This is a genomic window from Streptomyces sp. NPDC031497 (genome assembly GCF_055580905.1).
The window spans coordinates 65,218-81,353 of the sequence record NZ_JBVIKO010000014.1 but is presented as its reverse complement, the minus strand read 5'-3'; the positions used below and the strand labels follow the sequence as shown (position 1 = coordinate 81,353).

Genomic DNA, 16,136 nt, shown 5'->3' with positions numbered 1-16,136 from the left:
ATGGCAACCTTCTCCGTGAAGTCCGCCCTGGCGTTATCGGTGGCAGCGCTTGTGCTGGTGTCCGCTCCGGTGGCCACCGCACGGTCGTCACCTCCAGGGCCGTCCGGGCGCTGCGGTACCCATGACGACGTCCGCGGGGCGCTGACCACGCTCACCACCAACGATCACATCGCCGGAGCCTCGGTCCTGGCCGACGGCCCGTGCGGGCGCTGGACCGAGACCGCCGGCACGGCCGATCTGCGCACCGGCCGCACCATGAACACCTCCGACCGGCTGCGCGTCGGCAGCGTCACCAAGACGTTCACCGCGACCGTCGTACTGCAACTCGCCGCCGAGCACCGGCTCTCGCTCGACGCCTCCGTCGACCGCTACCTGCCCGGCCTGATCCACGCCCACGGCTACGACGGACGGCGCATCACCGTCCGCCAACTCCTGCGGCACACCAGCGGGCTGCCCGACTACCTCGACGCGCCCGAGTGGGAGTCCCCGGAGCGGGTGCGCTACCGCCACTTCGAGCCGGGCGAGTTGATCGCGCAGGCCCTCGAACTGCCGCGCCCGCAGTCGTCATGGCACTACGCCACCACCAACTACCTGGTGCTGGGGCTGATCGTCCAGAAGATCACCGGACGCGGTCCCGAGGACGAGATCAGCCGCCGGGTGATCCGGTCCCTCGGGCTGCACGACACCTACTGGCCGGGCGACGAGACCCGGATCCAAGGAGCGTACTCGCACAGCTACTTCACCTCCGCCGACGGGCAGCGTGTCGACGGCACCGACTGGAACACGTCCTTCGGCGGTGTCGGTGGCGCTCTCGTCTCCACGCAGGGCGACCTCACCCGGTTCGCCACCGCGCTGCTCGGCGGCCGGCTGCTGCCTGCGGCCCAACTGACCGAGATGAAGCGGACGGTGGCCGCCGATCCGGACCGGCTGTGGCCGGGCGCCCGGTACGGGCTGGGCCTGATCTCGTCGCCGCTGTCCTGCGGCGGGGTGTGGTGGGGGCACGCCGGGACCGTGCCCGGTGGCCACCGGGCGCTGGTGGCCGTCGGCCCCGGCGGCCGGAGCGTGGCCGTCGCCCTCAACCAGGTGCCGGACAGCCTCCAGGCCGAACTGGACTTCCAGGACCTCGTCGACAAGTCACTCTGCCAAACCGGAAGGACCACGGCATGACAGGCTTCGCGGCAGCGGCCGCCCTGGCCCTCACCGGCGCGCTGGCCCTCGGCACCACGCCGGCCACCGCCACCGGGGCCCCTGACCCGCTCACCCGCTACCACCACCAGCACCTCACCTGGAAGAGCTGCGTACGCGGGCCCGACGACGACACCGGCAAGGACCTCCAGCAGGCCGGCGCCCAATGTGCCGACGTCACCGTGCCGTTGGACTACGACGACCCGGGCGGCCGTGGCATCACCGTCGCGATCTCCCGGATCAGGGCCACCGACACGGCCCACCGCGTCGGCGCCCTGCTCCTCAACAGCGGCGGTCCGGGCGGGCAGACGCTCGGTGACCCGCCATGGGTGCGCGAGGCGATGAAGGACACCGGCAAGCGCTACGACGTGGTCGGTGTCGACCCCCGTTTCGTCGGCCGCAGCACCCCGCTGGACTGCCACTGGCCCACCGGATCACAGTTCCGCAGCCCGGGCCACGACCGCGCCGGGTTCGACCGCTCGACCGCCTTCGCCGAGGAACTCGCCCGCGACTGCCAGAAGTACGAGGGCGACGTACTGCCGTACGTCACCACCCGGAACACGGCGAGGGACATGGACGTGATCCGCGCCGCGCTCGGTGAGCGGCGGATCTCCTATCTCGGTTACTCGTACGGCAGTTACCTCGGCGAGGTGTACGCCACGATGTTCCCCGGGCGCACCGACCGGGTCGTCCTGGACGGGGTGATCGATCCCGGCCGCTACAACCCCCGGCTGCTGCGCGGCGCGGAGTCCGCCAACCGGCACGCCCTGCGGGACTGGGCCGCCTGGGCCGCCGCCCGCGACCCGGCGTACGGCCTGGGCCGCACCCGGGACGCCGTGCTGACGGTCGTGGACCGGATCCAGAGGGCCGCCGAGCGGGCCCCACTGCGGGTCGGCGACTACCGGGTGGACGAGAGCGTCGCCCCGCTCGTCGTCTTCAACGGCCTCTCCCAGGACAACGACCCGGCGTACGGCGACTTCGCGGCCGCCGTCCGCGACCTGCGTGACGCGGCCGATGGCAAGGCGGTCACCCCGGGTCCGTGGCTCGCCGACATGCTCGGCTTCCTGCTGACCGGTTCCGAGTCGGAGTACGGCAGCGTGCAGACCTCCGTGCTCTGCGGCGACGTCGGCGCGCCCCGCGATCCGGAGACGTACTGGCGTGATGTCCGACGTGCCCGCGCCCGGGACCCGTTGTTCGGACCGGTGACCAACGACATCGGGCCGTGCGCCTTCTGGGACGCGCCGCGCGAGCATCCGACGACGATCAGGGACGACCTGCCGGCCCTTCTCGTCAACGCGACCGGCGACCCGCGCACCACCTACCAGGGCGCGGAGACGGTGCACCGCGACTGGCCCGGCTCCCGGCTGGTGACCCTGCGCGGCGCGGACCAGCACGCGGTGTTCGGCGTCTACGGCAGCGTCTGCGTCGACGCAGTGGTCAACGCCTATCTCGCCACCGGGCGGTTGCCGGCCACGGACGTCACCTGCACCGCGACCCCGCACTGAGCGACGGCTCGGGGCCGTCCCGGCCGGGACGGCCCCGAGCACCGTACCCGGCTCAGGCCTCGGCGCGGCGGCGCGCGTCCTGGGCGAGGGCCCTGAACTCCTGCCATTCCACCCGAGGCCGGGTCAGGCCGCGCCGGCGCAGGTAGCGGTCGGTGGCCCGCCGGGTGCTGCGGAGCACGCTCACCGCGTCGCTCGCGCGGCCGGAGCCCATCGGCTCCACCACCTTGGCGGGGACCAGCACCGGTCCCCCACCGGTCTCGCGCAACTCGCCCCGTACGAGGGCGTTGTGCATGTGGTTGAGCCGCTCGTCGTGCCGGTGCACCAGGAGGGAGGCCGGGCCCGGTGCGGCCTGGCAGTCGGCCGGGATGTCCACGGCGAAGCCCTCGGGTGTGGGCACCGGCCGGATCCGCGCCAGCACCGGCGCCCCGGTGGCGTCGCGGGCGGCGAGCACCGCCGTCGGGAAGCGGGCGAGCTGCGCGGCGCCCGGCAGGTCACTGGCCGGTGCGGGCACGGTGGACGCGTCGGGTACCGGCAACGGCGGTCGTACGACCACCTGCTGGGGTGTCACGGTGATCAGCAGCCGCAGGTAGTACCAGTCCATCATCAGCCGCATCGGCGCGGCGAGGTACGACCTGCTGTGCGGCTGCCGTGCGAACAGCATCCGCCAGTAGTCCTCGGCCCCCTGCGGCCCGGTCATGATCTGGTCGGGGCATTCGGCGTGGCCGCCGACGAAGATCTGCGGGGCCTCTTCGAGGCCGCTGCCGGTCGGGTCGGAGAAGAGCAGGGCGACCCGGCCGTCCCGGCGGATGTTCAGCGCCTTCTGCGCGAACGCCAGGGATGTGCTCAGCAGCAGCGTCCCGTCCGGGCGGCGCCACACGGCCGTCGGCCAGACCAGCGGTGTGCCGTCCCGGCCCAGGGTGACGAACTCGCAGGTCCGGTAGGCGTCCAGGACGTCGAGAGGAGCGGAGTCGAGCAGGGTCACCGGTCTACTCCCCGTCCAGCGGCGCGCGCATGGTCCGGCGGTGGGCGGCGTACTGGCGGCGGCCGACCACCCGCCAGAGCAGCCGGCCGACCGGCGGGACCTGGCCCAGGAAGTAGGCGCTCTCCTCAGGTGTCGCCTCCTCCAGGATCGCGCCGAGCGCCAGCAGCCGCTTGTTCTTGGGCAGTCCCGCCAGGCCCCGCTCTCCGACCAGGTCCCACTCGGGGACGGTCAGGTGCTCCGCGACCAGGGGCAACACCGACCGCTCCTCCTCGTCGAGGTGCTCCAGGAGCGTGGTCCGGTGCGCGTCCAGCGCCAGCGCGAGTTCCTCGCCGGATATCCGGTCACCGGTGCGCTCCCATACGGGCATCCACTCGGACACGGCCGCCAGGGAGCGGTCGATCGCCTCGTGCTGCTCCGTCATCCGTGCCACGAGGTCGTCGTCGTGCGCGACCCGGGCCCGCAGCAGCGGCCAGATCAGCTCGTCCTCGGCGTGGTGATGGTGGTGCAGGCCGAGGGTGTAGTCGCGCAGGGCGGCGACGATCCGTGCCGCACGGGCCGTGTCGCCGTCCGGCACGGCGCGCACCAGCCGGGGCAGCAGCACCGACTCGCGGCGGAAGACCCGGTGGACCACGACCATTTCGTGGGTGTGAGGACGCTCGGCGGTGACAGAGGCGTCGTGACTGCTGTTGAGGGACACGCTTGCTTGCTCCAACGATCAGGTGTTCTGCGTGAGCCGCCCAGCATTCCGCGCCCCTCTTGGCGTCCGCTTGGCGCGCGGCTCGGTGTCCGGCTCGAAGACCATCGCGTTTATCGTCCGTTGACGGGTTGCAGGTGCGGCTCGGGTAGATTCCCGCGCCGTGCTGCGTGTGCGAGTCCTGGGTCCGCTCGGCGCCGACGTCGCCGGAACGCCGGTCGAGTTGGGCGCTCCGCGGCAGCGTGCCGTGCTGGCGCTGCTGATCGCGGCCCGGGGTGGTGTCGTACCGGTCGACCGGATGGCGGAAGCGCTGTGGCGGGGCGAGCCGCCGGCCAAGGCCAGCGTGTCGCTGCACGCCTACCTGTCCAATCTGCGCCGGTCCCTGGAACCGGGGCGGCCGCCGCGTGCCCCGGCCACCGTCCTGGTCACCGCGCCACCCGGATACGCGCTCAGGCTGGCCGGGGACGCGGTGGATGCCTGGCGGTTCGAGTCCTGGGTCCGCCGGGCCCGCGACGCCCCGGCCGCGGAAGCCCGCCTGCTGCTCGCCGAGGCGCTCGGCTGGTGGCGCGGGCCGGCCTTCGCCGAGCACGCGGACGAGGCCTGGGCCGCCGCCGAGGTGGCCCGGCTCACGGGGCTGCGCACCGAGGCCCGTGAACTCGCCGTGGCCGCCGATCTGCGCACCGGCCGGGTGGCGCAGGCGGCGACCGACGCCGAGTCACTCGTCCGGGACAGTCCCCTGCGTGAGGAGGGCTGGCGGCTGCTCGCACTCGCGCAGTGGGCGTGCGACCGGCAGGCCGACGCGCTCTCCTCGCTGCGCCGCGCCACCGCCGTGCTGCGCGAGGAACTCGGCTGCGATCCCGGCCCCGCCCTCAGAAGACTGGAACAGGCCGTGCTCAACGGGCGGCTCGACGTCCTGCGCGCGGCCGTGCCGGAGCCCGACGCCGAGCGGGCGGCACGCGCCGCGCCGCAGCGCACGGGCCGCGGCCTGTTCGTCGGCCGGGGTGCGGAACTGCGGGCCGTCGACGCCGCCGCCCGGGCCGCCCGGCAGGGCGGCACCGTGCTGCTGGTCACCGGCGAGGCCGGCGCCGGCAAGTCCGCGTTCCTCGACCGGGCCGCCGCCCGACTGCGGCAGGACGGCTGGCGGGTGGTGACCGGCTGCTGCCCCGAGTACGAGGGCGCGCCGCCCGCCTGGGCCTGGACGGAGGCACTCGGCGCGCTCGTCCGCGAGGTGCCCCCGGCCAGACCGGAGGGACTGACGGTGCTGCTGCCGGAGCCGGAGAACGCGGCCGCCGCCGGGCGTTTCCGCCTGCACCGTGTCTTCGCCGCCGGGCTGCGCGCCGCCGCCTCCGCGGCGCCCCTCGCTGTCCTGCTGGAGGACCTGCACCAGGCCGACGCCGAGACCCTCGCCCTGGTCGAGGCGGCCGCCGCCGTCACCGGGGTCCCCTTGCTCACCGTCGCCGCCTACCGTCCCGCCGAGGTCGGCGAACACCTCCTGCGGACCCTCGCCCGGCTCGCGCCCGGTGCCCCGCACCGGATCGCGCTCGGCGGCCTACCCCCGCAGGACACCGCCACCCTGGTCGACGCCGTCTGCGGAGCTCCGGTCGATCCGGCGACGGTGGCAGCGCTGACCGAGCGCACCGGCGGCAACCCCTTCTACGTCCTGGAGAGCGCCCGCCTCCTCGCCGACAGGGGCGCACGGGTGGCGCTCTCCGAGGTCCCGCAAGGTGTACGCGACGTGCTGCGCCGGCGCCTGGCCCTGCTGCCCGCCGCCGCGCGGGCCGTCGTACAGCTCGCCGCCGTGCTGGGTCCGGAGGCCGAGGTCGCCCTGCTCGTCGACGCCGCCGACGCACCGGAGGAGGAGGTGCTGGCCGGGCTCGACGCCGCGCTCGCCGCCGACCTGCTGGCCGAACCCGGGCCCGGCCGTGTCCGGTTCGTGCACGCCCTGGTCCGCGACACCGTCTACGCCGACCTGTCCGGCGTACGGCGCTCCCAGTTGCACACCCGGGTCGCACGGCTGCGGCGCCGTCACCGTCCCGGCGAACCAGCCGCGCCTGCCCACCACTTCGCCCGCTCCGGCAGCGCGGCCGACGCCGCACCTGCCGTCGACCACCCGCCGCCGGCGGCCGACGACCCCCGGCCGGACGGGCTGATCGAGCTGTAGACATCGAGCTGTAGACACGGCTGCCAGGCGCACTCGGAAGCGGGCCGTCCGGCTCGCCGCAGGGACCCGGCCGAGTCGGCCTGATCGTGGGGTCGTCGGAGCGATGGGCAGGTACGGGACGGATCCGGATCCGGCCGCCCATCCGGGCTTCGGCCCCGCGGGACTGACCCGGCGGGCGCCGGAGGCGGTGGTCCAGCCGGTCCGGCCACCGCCTCCGGCACGGGGCGTCAGCCGCCGAGCGCGGCCATCACCACCGCCTTGGCCTCCTCCTGTACCCGGGTCAGGTGGTCGGGCCCCTGGAACGACTCGGCGTAGATCTTGTACACGTCCTCGGTGCCGGACGGTCGGGCCGCGAACCAGGCGTTCTCCGTGGTCACCTTGATGCCGCCGATCGCCGCGCCGTTGCCCGGTGCCTCGGTGAGCACCCCGGTGACCGGTTCGCCGGCCAGCGTCTCGGCGGTGACCTGGGCCGGCGAGAGCTTGGCGAGGAGGGCCTTCTCCTCGCGGGTCGCCGGGGCGTCGATGCGGGCATAGGCGGGCTCGCCGAAGCGGGCGGTGAGGTCGGCGTAGTGCTCGGACGGGGTCTTGTCCGTCACGGCCGTGATCTCGGAGGCGAGCAGGGCGAGCAGGATGCCGTCCTTGTCGGTCGTCCACACCGAGCCGTCCCGGCGCAGGAAGGACGCGCCGGCCGACTCCTCGCCGCCGAACCCGATGGCACCGCTGACCAGTCCGTCGACGAACCACTTGAACCCGACCGGTACCTCGACGAGTTGACGGCCGAGGTCGGCGGCGACCCGGTCGATCATCGAGGAGGAGACGAGGGTCTTGCCGATGCCGGCGCCCGCCGCCCACTGCTCGCGGTGACGGTAGAGGTAGGAGATGGCGACGGCCAGGTAGTGGTTGGGGTTCATCAGGCCGGCGTCGCGGGTGACGATGCCGTGCCGGTCGGCGTCGGCGTCGTTGCCGGTGGCGACCCGGAACTCGTCCCGCTTCTCGATCAGCGAGGCCATCGCGTACGGCGACGAGCAGTCCATGCGGATCTTGCCGTCCCAGTCCAGCGTCATGAACCGCCAGGTGGGATCGGTGTACGGGTTGACCACGGTGAGGTCGAGGCTGTGCCGTTCGGCGATCCGGCCCCAGTAGGCGACGGAGGCGCCGCCGAGCGGGTCGGCGCCGATGCGCAGCCCGGAGGCCCGGACCGCGTCGAGGTCGAGGACGCTGGGCAGGTCGTCGACGTAGACGCTCATGAAGTCGTACCGGCCGGTGGCCGGCGCGGCGAGCGCACGCTCGTACGGGATGCGCTGTACGTCCTTCATGCCGCCCGCGATGATCTGGTTGGCGCGGTCCTGGATCCAGGAAGTGGCGTCGGAGGCGGCGGGGCCGCCGCTGGGCGGGTTGTACTTGAAGCCGCCGTCGGCGGGCGGGTTGTGCGAGGGGGTGACCACGACGCCGTCCGCGAGGCCGGTGGTACGGCCCCGGTTGTGGGTGAGGATGGCGTGCGAGACGGCGGGGGTCGGCGTGTAGCCGTCGGCGCTGTCGATCAGGACGGTGACGCCGTTGGCGGCGAACACCTCCAGGGCGGTGACCTTGGCGGGCTCGGACAGGGCGTGGGTGTCGGCGCCCAGGAAGAGGGGGCCGTCGGTGCCCTGGCCGCTCCGGTACTCACAGATGGCCTGGCTGGTGGCCGCGATGTGGTCCTCGTTGAACGCGGTCGTCAGCGACGATCCGCGGTGCCCCGAGGTGCCGAACGCCACCCGCTGAGCCGGGTCGGCCGGGTCGGGGTGCAGTGCGTAGTACGCCGTGACCAGCCGGGCCACGTCGACGAGGTCCTCCGGAGCCGCCGGCCGGCCCGCTCGCTCATGCGGCATGAGTCCACTTCCTCCGCAGTCGTTGATCGATCGCTGGACGCCCATCTTTCCTTGTCAGCGGCGGTGGACGCGAGTGCGGCACCGGCGCTGCCGCCGAAGACACCGCGGGTTCACGGCTGGTTCACGGCAGCCGCGGCGTTCCCGGGGGACGGAGGTGCCGGCAGGTCTTCGGACTCGGGTTCGTCCGGACGAGGCGCTTTCCGGTCTCTCCGATGTGGCACGAGTGGCTCCGCCAGGGTGTCCCCACGCGCCGGACGGGATACGGCCGCCGTCGCTGACCGGCGTCAGGTGGCGGGGTCTCGCGGGCCCGGTCGTGGGCCGGGGCGCGGTGGCGGCGGAGCAGGTCCGCTGTCGCGCAGCGCAGGCACTCGGCGTCCGGTGTCCCGCCCGCGGCCGACGCGGCCCGGCACTCCGGCGCCGGCGGGCCGTCCGGCTCACGGCAGTCCGGCTCATGGCAGTCCGGCTCATGGCAGTCCGGCTCGTGGCAGTCCGCCGGGTCGCTGATCAGGTTCTCCAGCTCGTTCAGGAGCTGTTCGGTCCGTTTCACCTGCTGGGCGAGCATCCGTACCCGGGCGCTCTGGCCGCCGATCTGCCGGCGGCCGGCGATCAGTTGCTCGTACTCGCGGACGGTGACGGCGACGGCCTCGTGGCCGCCGAGGGTGATGCGGCGTGGCTGGGGGTGTCTGGCCACGCGCCTCCTCCGCTCCTCGCCTTGCTCGTCGCCGCCTGCTGGGTCGGTTCCCGGAGAACGCGAGAGGGCCCCCGGATCGTTCCGGAGGGCCCTCGCGTGACGTGGATCGTTCAGTGGGCGGCGGGAACCGTCCGCCCGGCCGGGGCCGTCGCCGGCCTGGGGTTGAGCTGCCGTTCCGCCAACTCACCGAAGAGCAGGCCGAATCCGCCCCACAGCACCAGCTGGATGGCCAGCGCCGAGAGCCGGAACCGCCACAGCAGGGTGGCCGGGAAGTCCGCCGGCACCTCGTTGATGGTCGGCAGGAACTGGTACGCCAGGCCGATGACGACCGCGAACGCGGCCACCGCGACCACGGTCGCCCACCAGGTGCCGAGGTTCGGCCGGAGCCGCTTGCCCAGGATGGTGGCGGCGACCGCCAGGAGCACGCTGAGCACCATCATGAGGAAGTACAGCGTGGTGCGCTTGCCGATGGTGTCCGGGGCGCCCACCGACGGCGGGTTGGCCGGGTACTTCAGGAACGGCACCACGTACACGGCGAACAGCGCGCAGACGGACAGCAGCAGCGCCGTCGCCCGCGGCGAGAAGCGGCCGACGCGGCCGAGGGCGAAGGAGTAGGCGAGGGCGGCGATGCCGCCGAAGGCGACGCCGTAGACCAGCACACCGGTGGCCAGGCCGGCGGTGGACTGGAGGGAGCGGGAGACGACCTCCATCTCGTGCTCGTGCGAGTGGGCGTCCTCGAAGCTGATCGCCTTGTCGACGTTCGGCTCACCGAGGAGATAGGCGACGACCAGGGCGAGCACACCGGCGGCCAGACCGGCGAGCATGCCCCGCACCAGGAGGTTTCTTACCGTTGCGGAGTTCATGAGCGTGCGGCGTCCCCTTACGTCAGTGGCAGGGGAAGCCGAGGAGGTGGCGGGCGTCGTGCACCCACTCGTGGACGTCCGTGCCGTTGAACACGGAGGTGGCGCCCTGCTCGGCGCCGACGAAGTAGAGCAGGATGAGCATGAGGATGCCGAAGAAGACCGCCCAGGGAGCTATCGCACTCAGCGGCAGCTTGGCGGGAACGACGGGGGTGGTGGCTGTCGGCTGCGCGACGGTCTGCGCCATGGCAGAACCTCCTCTGGGAGTTCGCGTCCCATCTCGGTGGTGCACTGGACGACGGCTACGGGTCTGACTCACGAGCTCCCGGGGGGCTCTCGCATACAGTGGCGCGACCGTGCCGGACTCCCACCGGCTTCCGTTCTGGCGTCGTCGATATCGGACAGACCGTACCGCGTGTCAGGAGCACGGCCAAGACCGCACCACCAGGCGTGATCTTCATCTCGCGCCTGGTGGCTGGTTCTGGGTGTGCCGGGTCAGCGGTGACGGAACGCGGCGGGACGTCTGCCGGCGAAGGCGCTCATGCCCTTCTTCTGGTCGGCGGTGGCGAACACCGCGTGAAGCAGCCGCCGTTCGAAGCGGACGCCCTCGGCGAGCGTCGTCTCGAAGGGCCGGCCGACGGCTTCCTTCGCCCTCATCGCGACCGGCAGCGACATGCCCGCCACCGTTCGGCGACCGCCGCGACGACCGGGGTGCGCACCTGTCCGAGCGCCGGCCTCAGGCGGCGAACCGGTCGGCGAGGTGCATGTCCGGGTGGCCCTGCGGCTGCATCTCCTTGATGCCGGCGCCGGCCGCGAACGCCTTCGCCGACCCGGTGATCACCACGCACCCGCAGTCCGGGTCCCGGTCCAGGGACTCGGTGGCGGCGACCACCTCGTTCATCACCTGGCGGTTCAGCGCGTTTTGAGGGCCTGCGGACGGTCGAGGGTGAGCACGGCTCACCAGGCCGCCTCCGTGCTGGTGCCGGGTCCGGCGAGCCCCAGTTCGCGCGCGCCGAGCGGAGCGAAGAACCGGTCCACGTCGGCGTCGGTGACCTCGGTGAGGGTGGCCGGGGACCAGCGCGGTTCGCGGTCCTTGTCGATGATCTGGGCGCGGATGCCCTCCACCAGGTCGGGGGCGGACAGGGCGGCGCAGGAGACGCGGTACTCCTGGTCGAGGACCCGCTCCAGCGGGCCGAGCCGCCGGGCCCGGCGCAGCGCGGCCAGGGTGACCTTCAGGGCGGTCGGCGACTTCGACAGCAGGGTCTCCGCCGCCGCCTTCGCCGCCGGGTCGCCGTGGGCGAGCAGTCGCCGGACGATCTCCTCGACCGTGGCGGCGGCGTAGCAGGCGTCGATCCACTCCCGGTGGCGGACCAGTTCGCCCTCCGGCGCCGGTCGCACATGCCGGGTGAGTGCCTCGTGCACGGGCCGGTCGGCGAGGTCGGCGATCAGCCGCTCGATCCTGTCCGAGGGCACCCAGTGGTCGGCGAGTCCGCACAACAGGGCGTCCGCTGCGCCGATCTGAGCGCCTGTCAGGGCGAGATGGGTGCCCAGTTCGCCCGGGGCGAGGGCGAGCAGGTAGGTCCCGCCGACGTCGGGGACGAAGCCGATGCCGGTCTCCGGCATGGCGACCCGGGAGCGCTCGGTGACGATCCGGACGCTGCCGTGGGCGGAGACGCCGACGCCTCCGCCCATGACGATGCCGTCCATGATCGCGACATAGGGTTTGGGGTAGCGGGCGATCCGGGCGTTGAGGTGGTATTCGTCGCGCCAGAACGCCGCCGACGCGTTGCCGCCGCCGGCGCGGACGTCCTCGTAGATGCTCCGGATGTCGCCGCCCGCGCACAGGCCGCGCTCCCCCGCGCCGGTGATGACGACGGTCTCGACGGCCGGGTCGTGCTCCCAGCCGGTGAGGGCCTCGTCGATGGACCGGACCATGGCGTGGGACAGGGCGTTGAGGGCCTTGGGCCGGTTGAGGGTGAGGTGGGCCGCCCGGCCGGCGGTGTGGAGCAGGACGTCGCTCATCGGAACACCTCCGTGCGGCCGCGGGCCACGATGACGCGCATGATCTCGTTGGTTCCTTCCAGGATCTGGTGGACCCGCAGGTCACGGACGATCTTCTCGATACCGTACGCGCCTGCGACAGCCGTAGCCGCAGTGCAGTTGGAGCGCGCGGTCGGCGACCGCCCATGTTGTGGAGGGAGAGGTGTCCGGCGCTGGACGGGCAGCCGGAGGCGAGCGGCTCGAGGACGAGCACTCCGTCGGCCCGGGTGAGACCCGGACCGCCGTACTCCTCGCGGACGTGGACGCCGCCGGGGACCTGTTCGTCGCCCATCGCCCGCCGCTGTACGACCAGCTCCGCGTACCGTGCGATCAGATGCGTCACGGTCGTCGTATCCGCCATCGCGTTCATGGCAGCCGAGGGGAGGAGACGAGGCCGGTCCGCCGGGTGCGGCGCCACGGCCACAGCTGGGCGACACCGAACGCCACCTCCACCACGAGGAAGAGCCACAGCAGCCGTGTGGCGCCGTGGCCCAGCGCGTACGCCTGCCACAGGGCGAACTGGACGCGCGCCACGCCGTCGAAGAGGCCGTGCGTGGGAAGCGGCTCGATGATCCGCAGGAGCGCCCAGACCACCACGACCGCGCCCATCAGGTTCGCGTACAGGGTCTGCATCGGGTCGAGGGCGGGCAGCACGCCCAGCCCGAGGGCGTCCCCCAGCGACGACAGTCCGTCGTGGACGAGCGCATAGGTCCAGGGCGTCGCGAACCCCGCGGTGACGACGAGGTCGTACCAGGCGCTCGCACGGACGACACGCGGATAGGCGGGGTGGGTGGGGGCGGAGAGACGGATCACGACGAGGCTCCTGCTCAATGCGTGGCAGCGACGCCTCACGCTAAACAGTGGAGTACTGTCCAACGTCAAGTCCCAGTGCGGCAGTCCGGCGGAGGGCCATGCGTATCGGAGAGCTGGCCGCGCGGACCGGCCTGAGCAAGGACACCATTCGCTTCTACGAGAAGATCGGCCTCGTCACGGGCCGGCGGCTGGCCAACGGCTACCGCGACTTCCCGCCGGAGACGGTGCCCTGGCTGCACTACGTCCGTACCGCGCAGAGCCTCGGCTTCTCGCTGGCCGAGATCGGCCGGCACTTCGAGGAACTGAGCGACGCGCCGGACTCGGCCGAGGCGCTGTCCGCGCTGTTCGAGGAGAAGATCCGGGTCGTCGACGCGCGCATGGCCGAACTCGCGATCCTGCGGACCGAACTCGAAGCGCGCGTCGGCACCGGATGCCCCCTGCGGGCGGTGGAGCAGGCGGGCTGAGCGGGCCGCTCTCCTCGGGTCACCGGGACCATCGGGACCGGTGAGCCGACGCCCGGCTTCGTCCACCTGGCCGGCGTCCCCGCCCCGGCGGCCGTCTCCCGTCCGCTCCCGGCGCGGCTGCGGCGGTCGGTCAGCGCGCCCGCGCCCGCGCCTTCTTCAGGACGGTCCGGCCCGGTAGCGACTGAGGGGCTCCTCGGGAGGTCCGGTGAACCGGCAGGGAACTCTTGGTCATGGGTTTGCCTGGACGGCCGTTCGAGTGCGAAGACCTGCTTAGCATGAGGCGATCACGAACGGTACGAACCCGGGAGCTCGGGATGGTGTTGTCCGGCCTCGGCTGGAGGTCGTTGCGTCCCTGGGCGGTCGTCGCGGTCGCCGTCGTCTGCCTGGTGGCCGGAGTCCTGGCGTTCACGCGCGACTCACGCCCCGCACACGCCGACCCGGCCGCGCTGCCGCACACCGCGGTGGAGGTGTCCGCCAGCCGCTGCGGCCGGGGCTGGAGCACACCCACCCCTGGTGTCCAGGTCTTCGACCTGCGCAACCCGACCGACGGCCCCGCCGAGGTCCTCCTGGAGGATCCGAAGAGCCAGGCCGTCTACGGCGGGGTCGAGGACATCGGCCCCGGCACCACCCGGGAACTCACCGTCCGCCTCGGCAAGGGCAGCTACGCGTTCCTGTGCGTCCCCGACGACGCCGACGCCGTCACCGGGCCCACCGTCCGTATCACCAAGGGGCGCGGCGGACCGGCCGCGGCGCCGGTCACCGAGCACGATCTGATCCCGCCGGCGCTCGCCTACCAGAAGTGGATCGGCGGCGGCCTGTCCGACGTCGTCCGGCTGACGACGGCGCTGCGGGACGCGATCGACGGCGGCGACCTCGCCGCCGCCCGCGCCGACTGGCTGCCGGCGCACCTGGAATACGAGCGGCTGGGCGCGGCGTACGACGCCTTCGGCGACGCGGACGGCGCGATCAACGGCACGGACGCGGGCCTGCCCGGCGGGGTGCACGACAAGAACTTCACGGGCTTCCACCGCATCGAGTACGGCCTGTGGCACGGCGAGTCCGCGAGCGGCCTGCGCGGCCCGGCGGCCGACTTGGTGAAAGCGGTCACCGCGCTGCGCGACGACTGGGCGCAGGCCCGGATGGACCCAGCCCAGCTGGGGCTGCGGGCGCACGAGATCCTGGAGAACACGGTGCAGTTCGAGCTGACCGGTCGCACCGACTACGGCAGCGGCAGCAACCTCGCCACCGCCCGCGCCAACCTCGACGGCACGGTGCAGGTCATGTCCCGGCTGCACTCGCTGCTGGCCGGCCGGTACGCCGGTCTGCCGGCTCTGGAGAGCGAACTGGACCGGGTCGGGAAGACGCTCGACGGTTTCGAGTACGACGGCACCTGGACGCCCCTGGGGCGGCTCGGCCACCGGCAGCGCGAGAACGTCGACGCGGCGCTCGGGGACCTGGTCGAACGGCTGGCGTCGGTGGCGACCCTGTGCGATCCACGGAGGACGGTGTGAGCACCGACGAGACGACGGGCAAGGGTGGAGTCGGCCGCCGTGGCTTCCTGCGGGGCGCGGCGCTCGCGGGCGCGGGACTGGCCGCAGGCGGCGCGGCCGCCCCGATCACCGGCTCCACCGTGGCGACGCCGGCCATCGCGCCCTTCCACGGCGCCCGTCAGCGGTCCGCGATCGCGGCGCCGCGCCGGACGACCGTCTTCACCTCGCTCGACGTCACCGCCGGAAGCCGCGCCGAGCTGACCGACCTGCTGCGCACGCTCACCGACCGCGCCCGCTTCCTGACCTCCGGCGGCACCCCCGACCCGGTGGGCGTCACCGCGCCGCCCGCCGACTCCGGCGTCCTCGGCGAGGAACTGCCGTCGGGTGCGCTGGCGGTGACCGTCGGCGTCGGCGCCTCGCTCTTCGACGACCGGTACGGGCTCGGGAAACTGAGACCCCGTCGGCTTACCTCGATGCCGGCCTTCCCGGACGACGACCTCAGGCCCGAGTGGTGTCACGGCGACCTCAGTTTGCAGTTGCACGCGGACGACACCGACACCGTGCTGCACGCACTGCGCGACATCGCACGGCACACCCGGGGCGGCATGCAGGTCCGCTGGCGGCTGGACGGCTTCACCAGCCCGCCCCGGCCGTCCGGCACCCCGCGCAACCTGCTCGGCTTCAAGGACGGCACCGCCAACCCGGAGACCGGCAGCGCCCGTGAGATGGACCGGCTGGTGTGGGTCGGCGCGGACTCCGGCGAGCCGGACTGGGCGGTCGGCGGCAGCTACCAGGTGGTGCGGCTCATCCGCATGCTGGTGGAGTTCTGGGACCGGGTCTCACTCAGCGAGCAGGAGCGGATGTTCGGCCGCTCCCGCCAGTCGGGGGCGCCCCTGGACGGCGACGCCGAGCACGACACGCCCGACTACGCCGCCGATCCCAAGGGTGACGTCATCCCGCTGGACGCGCACATCCGGCTGGCCAACCCGCGTACCCCGGCCACCGCCGGGCAGCGCATCCTGCGCCGCGCCTACAACTACGACCGGGGCATGGACAGCAACGGCAACCTCGACATGGGTCTGCTGTTCTGCTGCTACCAGCAGGACCTGGCGCGCCAGTTCGAGACCGTGCAGAAGCGGCTGGCCGGCGAACCGCTGGTCGACTACATCTCGCCGTTCGGCGGCGGGTACTTCTTCACGCTGCCCGGGGTGCGGGACCGGAACGACTGGTACGGGCGCGCTCTGCTGACCTGAGCTTGTTCGAACAACTTCGTGACCCGATCGGTCAATACACGGTCAAGATTTGCCCCAGCATCCCTGACCCGCTATTCATTCACCCGCCATCATGGCTCCCCCGCAGCGTCCGGAAGCGGGCGAAGCATCC

General features: G+C 73.0%; 14 protein-coding genes and 3 pseudogenes. 6 read left to right on the top strand and 11 right to left on the bottom strand.

Going from position 1 to position 16,136, the window contains the following annotated elements:
* Together ACZ5K7_RS27120 and ACZ5K7_RS27115 are read left to right on the top strand one after the other, a co-directional pair.
* Positions 1-1,167, top strand: coding sequence for a serine hydrolase domain-containing protein (locus ACZ5K7_RS27120; protein WP_468917056.1), 1,167 nt, complete (start codon positions 1-3; stop codon positions 1,165-1,167).
* Positions 1,164-2,690 (top strand): alpha/beta hydrolase, encoded by a 1,527-nt coding sequence (locus ACZ5K7_RS27115; protein ID WP_468917054.1) that lies wholly within the window; start codon positions 1,164-1,166, stop codon positions 2,688-2,690. Before ACZ5K7_RS27120 ends, ACZ5K7_RS27115 begins: the two co-directional genes overlap by 4 nt.
* Before the next feature lie 52 nt (positions 2,691-2,742).
* Here ACZ5K7_RS27115 and ACZ5K7_RS27110 read toward each other — a convergent pair whose 3' ends face one another.
* Positions 2,743-3,672, bottom strand: coding sequence for a pyridoxamine 5'-phosphate oxidase family protein (locus ACZ5K7_RS27110; RefSeq protein WP_468917051.1), 930 nt, complete (start codon positions 3,670-3,672; stop codon positions 2,743-2,745).
* 4 nt (positions 3,673-3,676) lie between these two features.
* Positions 3,677-4,384, bottom strand: coding sequence for a hemerythrin domain-containing protein (locus tag ACZ5K7_RS27105; RefSeq protein WP_468917048.1), 708 nt, complete (start codon positions 4,382-4,384; stop codon positions 3,677-3,679).
* Between the two features lie 145 nt (positions 4,385-4,529).
* Here ACZ5K7_RS27105 and ACZ5K7_RS27100 point away from each other — a divergent pair, with 145 nt between their 5' ends.
* Positions 4,530-6,527: a BTAD domain-containing putative transcriptional regulator gene (locus ACZ5K7_RS27100; RefSeq protein WP_468917046.1), complete on the top strand. Its 1,998-nt coding sequence runs from the start codon at positions 4,530-4,532 to the stop codon at positions 6,525-6,527.
* A gap of 227 nt (positions 6,528-6,754) precedes the next feature.
* Here ACZ5K7_RS27100 and pgm read toward each other — a convergent pair whose 3' ends face one another.
* From pgm to ACZ5K7_RS27055, 9 genes and pseudogenes are all read right to left on the bottom strand, one after another.
* A complete protein-coding gene (gene pgm / locus ACZ5K7_RS27095; protein ID WP_468917043.1) occupies positions 6,755-8,395 on the bottom strand; it encodes a phosphoglucomutase (alpha-D-glucose-1,6-bisphosphate-dependent) in 1,641 nt (546 codons plus the stop codon).
* Positions 8,396-8,516: 121 nt separating this feature from the next.
* Positions 8,517-9,086, bottom strand: coding sequence for a hypothetical protein (locus tag ACZ5K7_RS27090; protein WP_468917041.1), 570 nt, complete (start codon positions 9,084-9,086; stop codon positions 8,517-8,519).
* Positions 9,087-9,196: 110 nt separating this feature from the next.
* Positions 9,197-9,949 (bottom strand): CbtA family protein, encoded by a 753-nt coding sequence (locus tag ACZ5K7_RS27085; protein WP_468917038.1) that lies wholly within the window; start codon positions 9,947-9,949, stop codon positions 9,197-9,199.
* 22 nt (positions 9,950-9,971) lie between these two features.
* Complete coding sequence (locus tag ACZ5K7_RS27080; RefSeq protein ID WP_351696601.1) at positions 9,972-10,193, bottom strand: CbtB domain-containing protein; 222 nt, start codon at positions 10,191-10,193, stop codon at positions 9,972-9,974.
* Positions 10,194-10,441: 248 nt separating this feature from the next.
* Positions 10,442-10,900: pseudogene (locus ACZ5K7_RS27075) on the bottom strand (enoyl-CoA hydratase-related protein).
* A 3-nt stretch (positions 10,901-10,903) separates the two neighbouring features.
* Positions 10,904-11,968, bottom strand: a complete 1,065-nt coding sequence (locus ACZ5K7_RS27070; protein ID WP_468917035.1) for an enoyl-CoA hydratase/isomerase family protein — start codon at positions 11,966-11,968, stop codon at positions 10,904-10,906.
* A pseudogene (locus ACZ5K7_RS27065) lies at positions 11,965-12,133 on the bottom strand (acyl-CoA dehydrogenase family protein); the annotation flags it as partial. The gene ACZ5K7_RS27070 and the pseudogene ACZ5K7_RS27065, both read right to left, overlap by 4 nt.
* A 55-nt stretch (positions 12,134-12,188) precedes the next feature.
* Positions 12,189-12,278 (bottom strand): annotated as a pseudogene (locus tag ACZ5K7_RS27060) (hypothetical protein); the annotation flags it as partial.
* 74 nt (positions 12,279-12,352) lie between these two features.
* Entirely contained in the window at positions 12,353-12,799 is a 447-nt protein-coding gene (locus ACZ5K7_RS27055) for a hypothetical protein (protein ID WP_351696605.1), read from the bottom strand.
* Positions 12,800-12,897: 98 nt separating this feature from the next.
* Here ACZ5K7_RS27055 and ACZ5K7_RS27050 point away from each other — a divergent pair, with 98 nt between their 5' ends.
* From ACZ5K7_RS27050 to efeB, 3 genes are all read left to right on the top strand, one after another.
* Positions 12,898-13,263 carry a MerR family transcriptional regulator gene (locus tag ACZ5K7_RS27050; RefSeq protein ID WP_351696607.1) on the top strand — a complete coding sequence of 122 codons (366 nt, stop codon included), beginning with the start codon at positions 12,898-12,900 and terminating at the stop codon, positions 13,261-13,263.
* A 314-nt stretch (positions 13,264-13,577) separates the two neighbouring features.
* Entirely contained in the window at positions 13,578-14,774 is a 1,197-nt protein-coding gene (locus ACZ5K7_RS27045; protein ID WP_468917031.1) for an EfeM/EfeO family lipoprotein, read from the top strand.
* Positions 14,771-16,006: an iron uptake transporter deferrochelatase/peroxidase subunit gene (gene efeB / locus ACZ5K7_RS27040; protein WP_468917029.1), complete on the top strand. Its 1,236-nt coding sequence runs from the start codon at positions 14,771-14,773 to the stop codon at positions 16,004-16,006. The genes ACZ5K7_RS27045 and efeB overlap by 4 nt, the downstream gene beginning before the upstream one ends.
* The last annotated feature ends 130 nt before the right edge of the window (positions 16,007-16,136 follow it).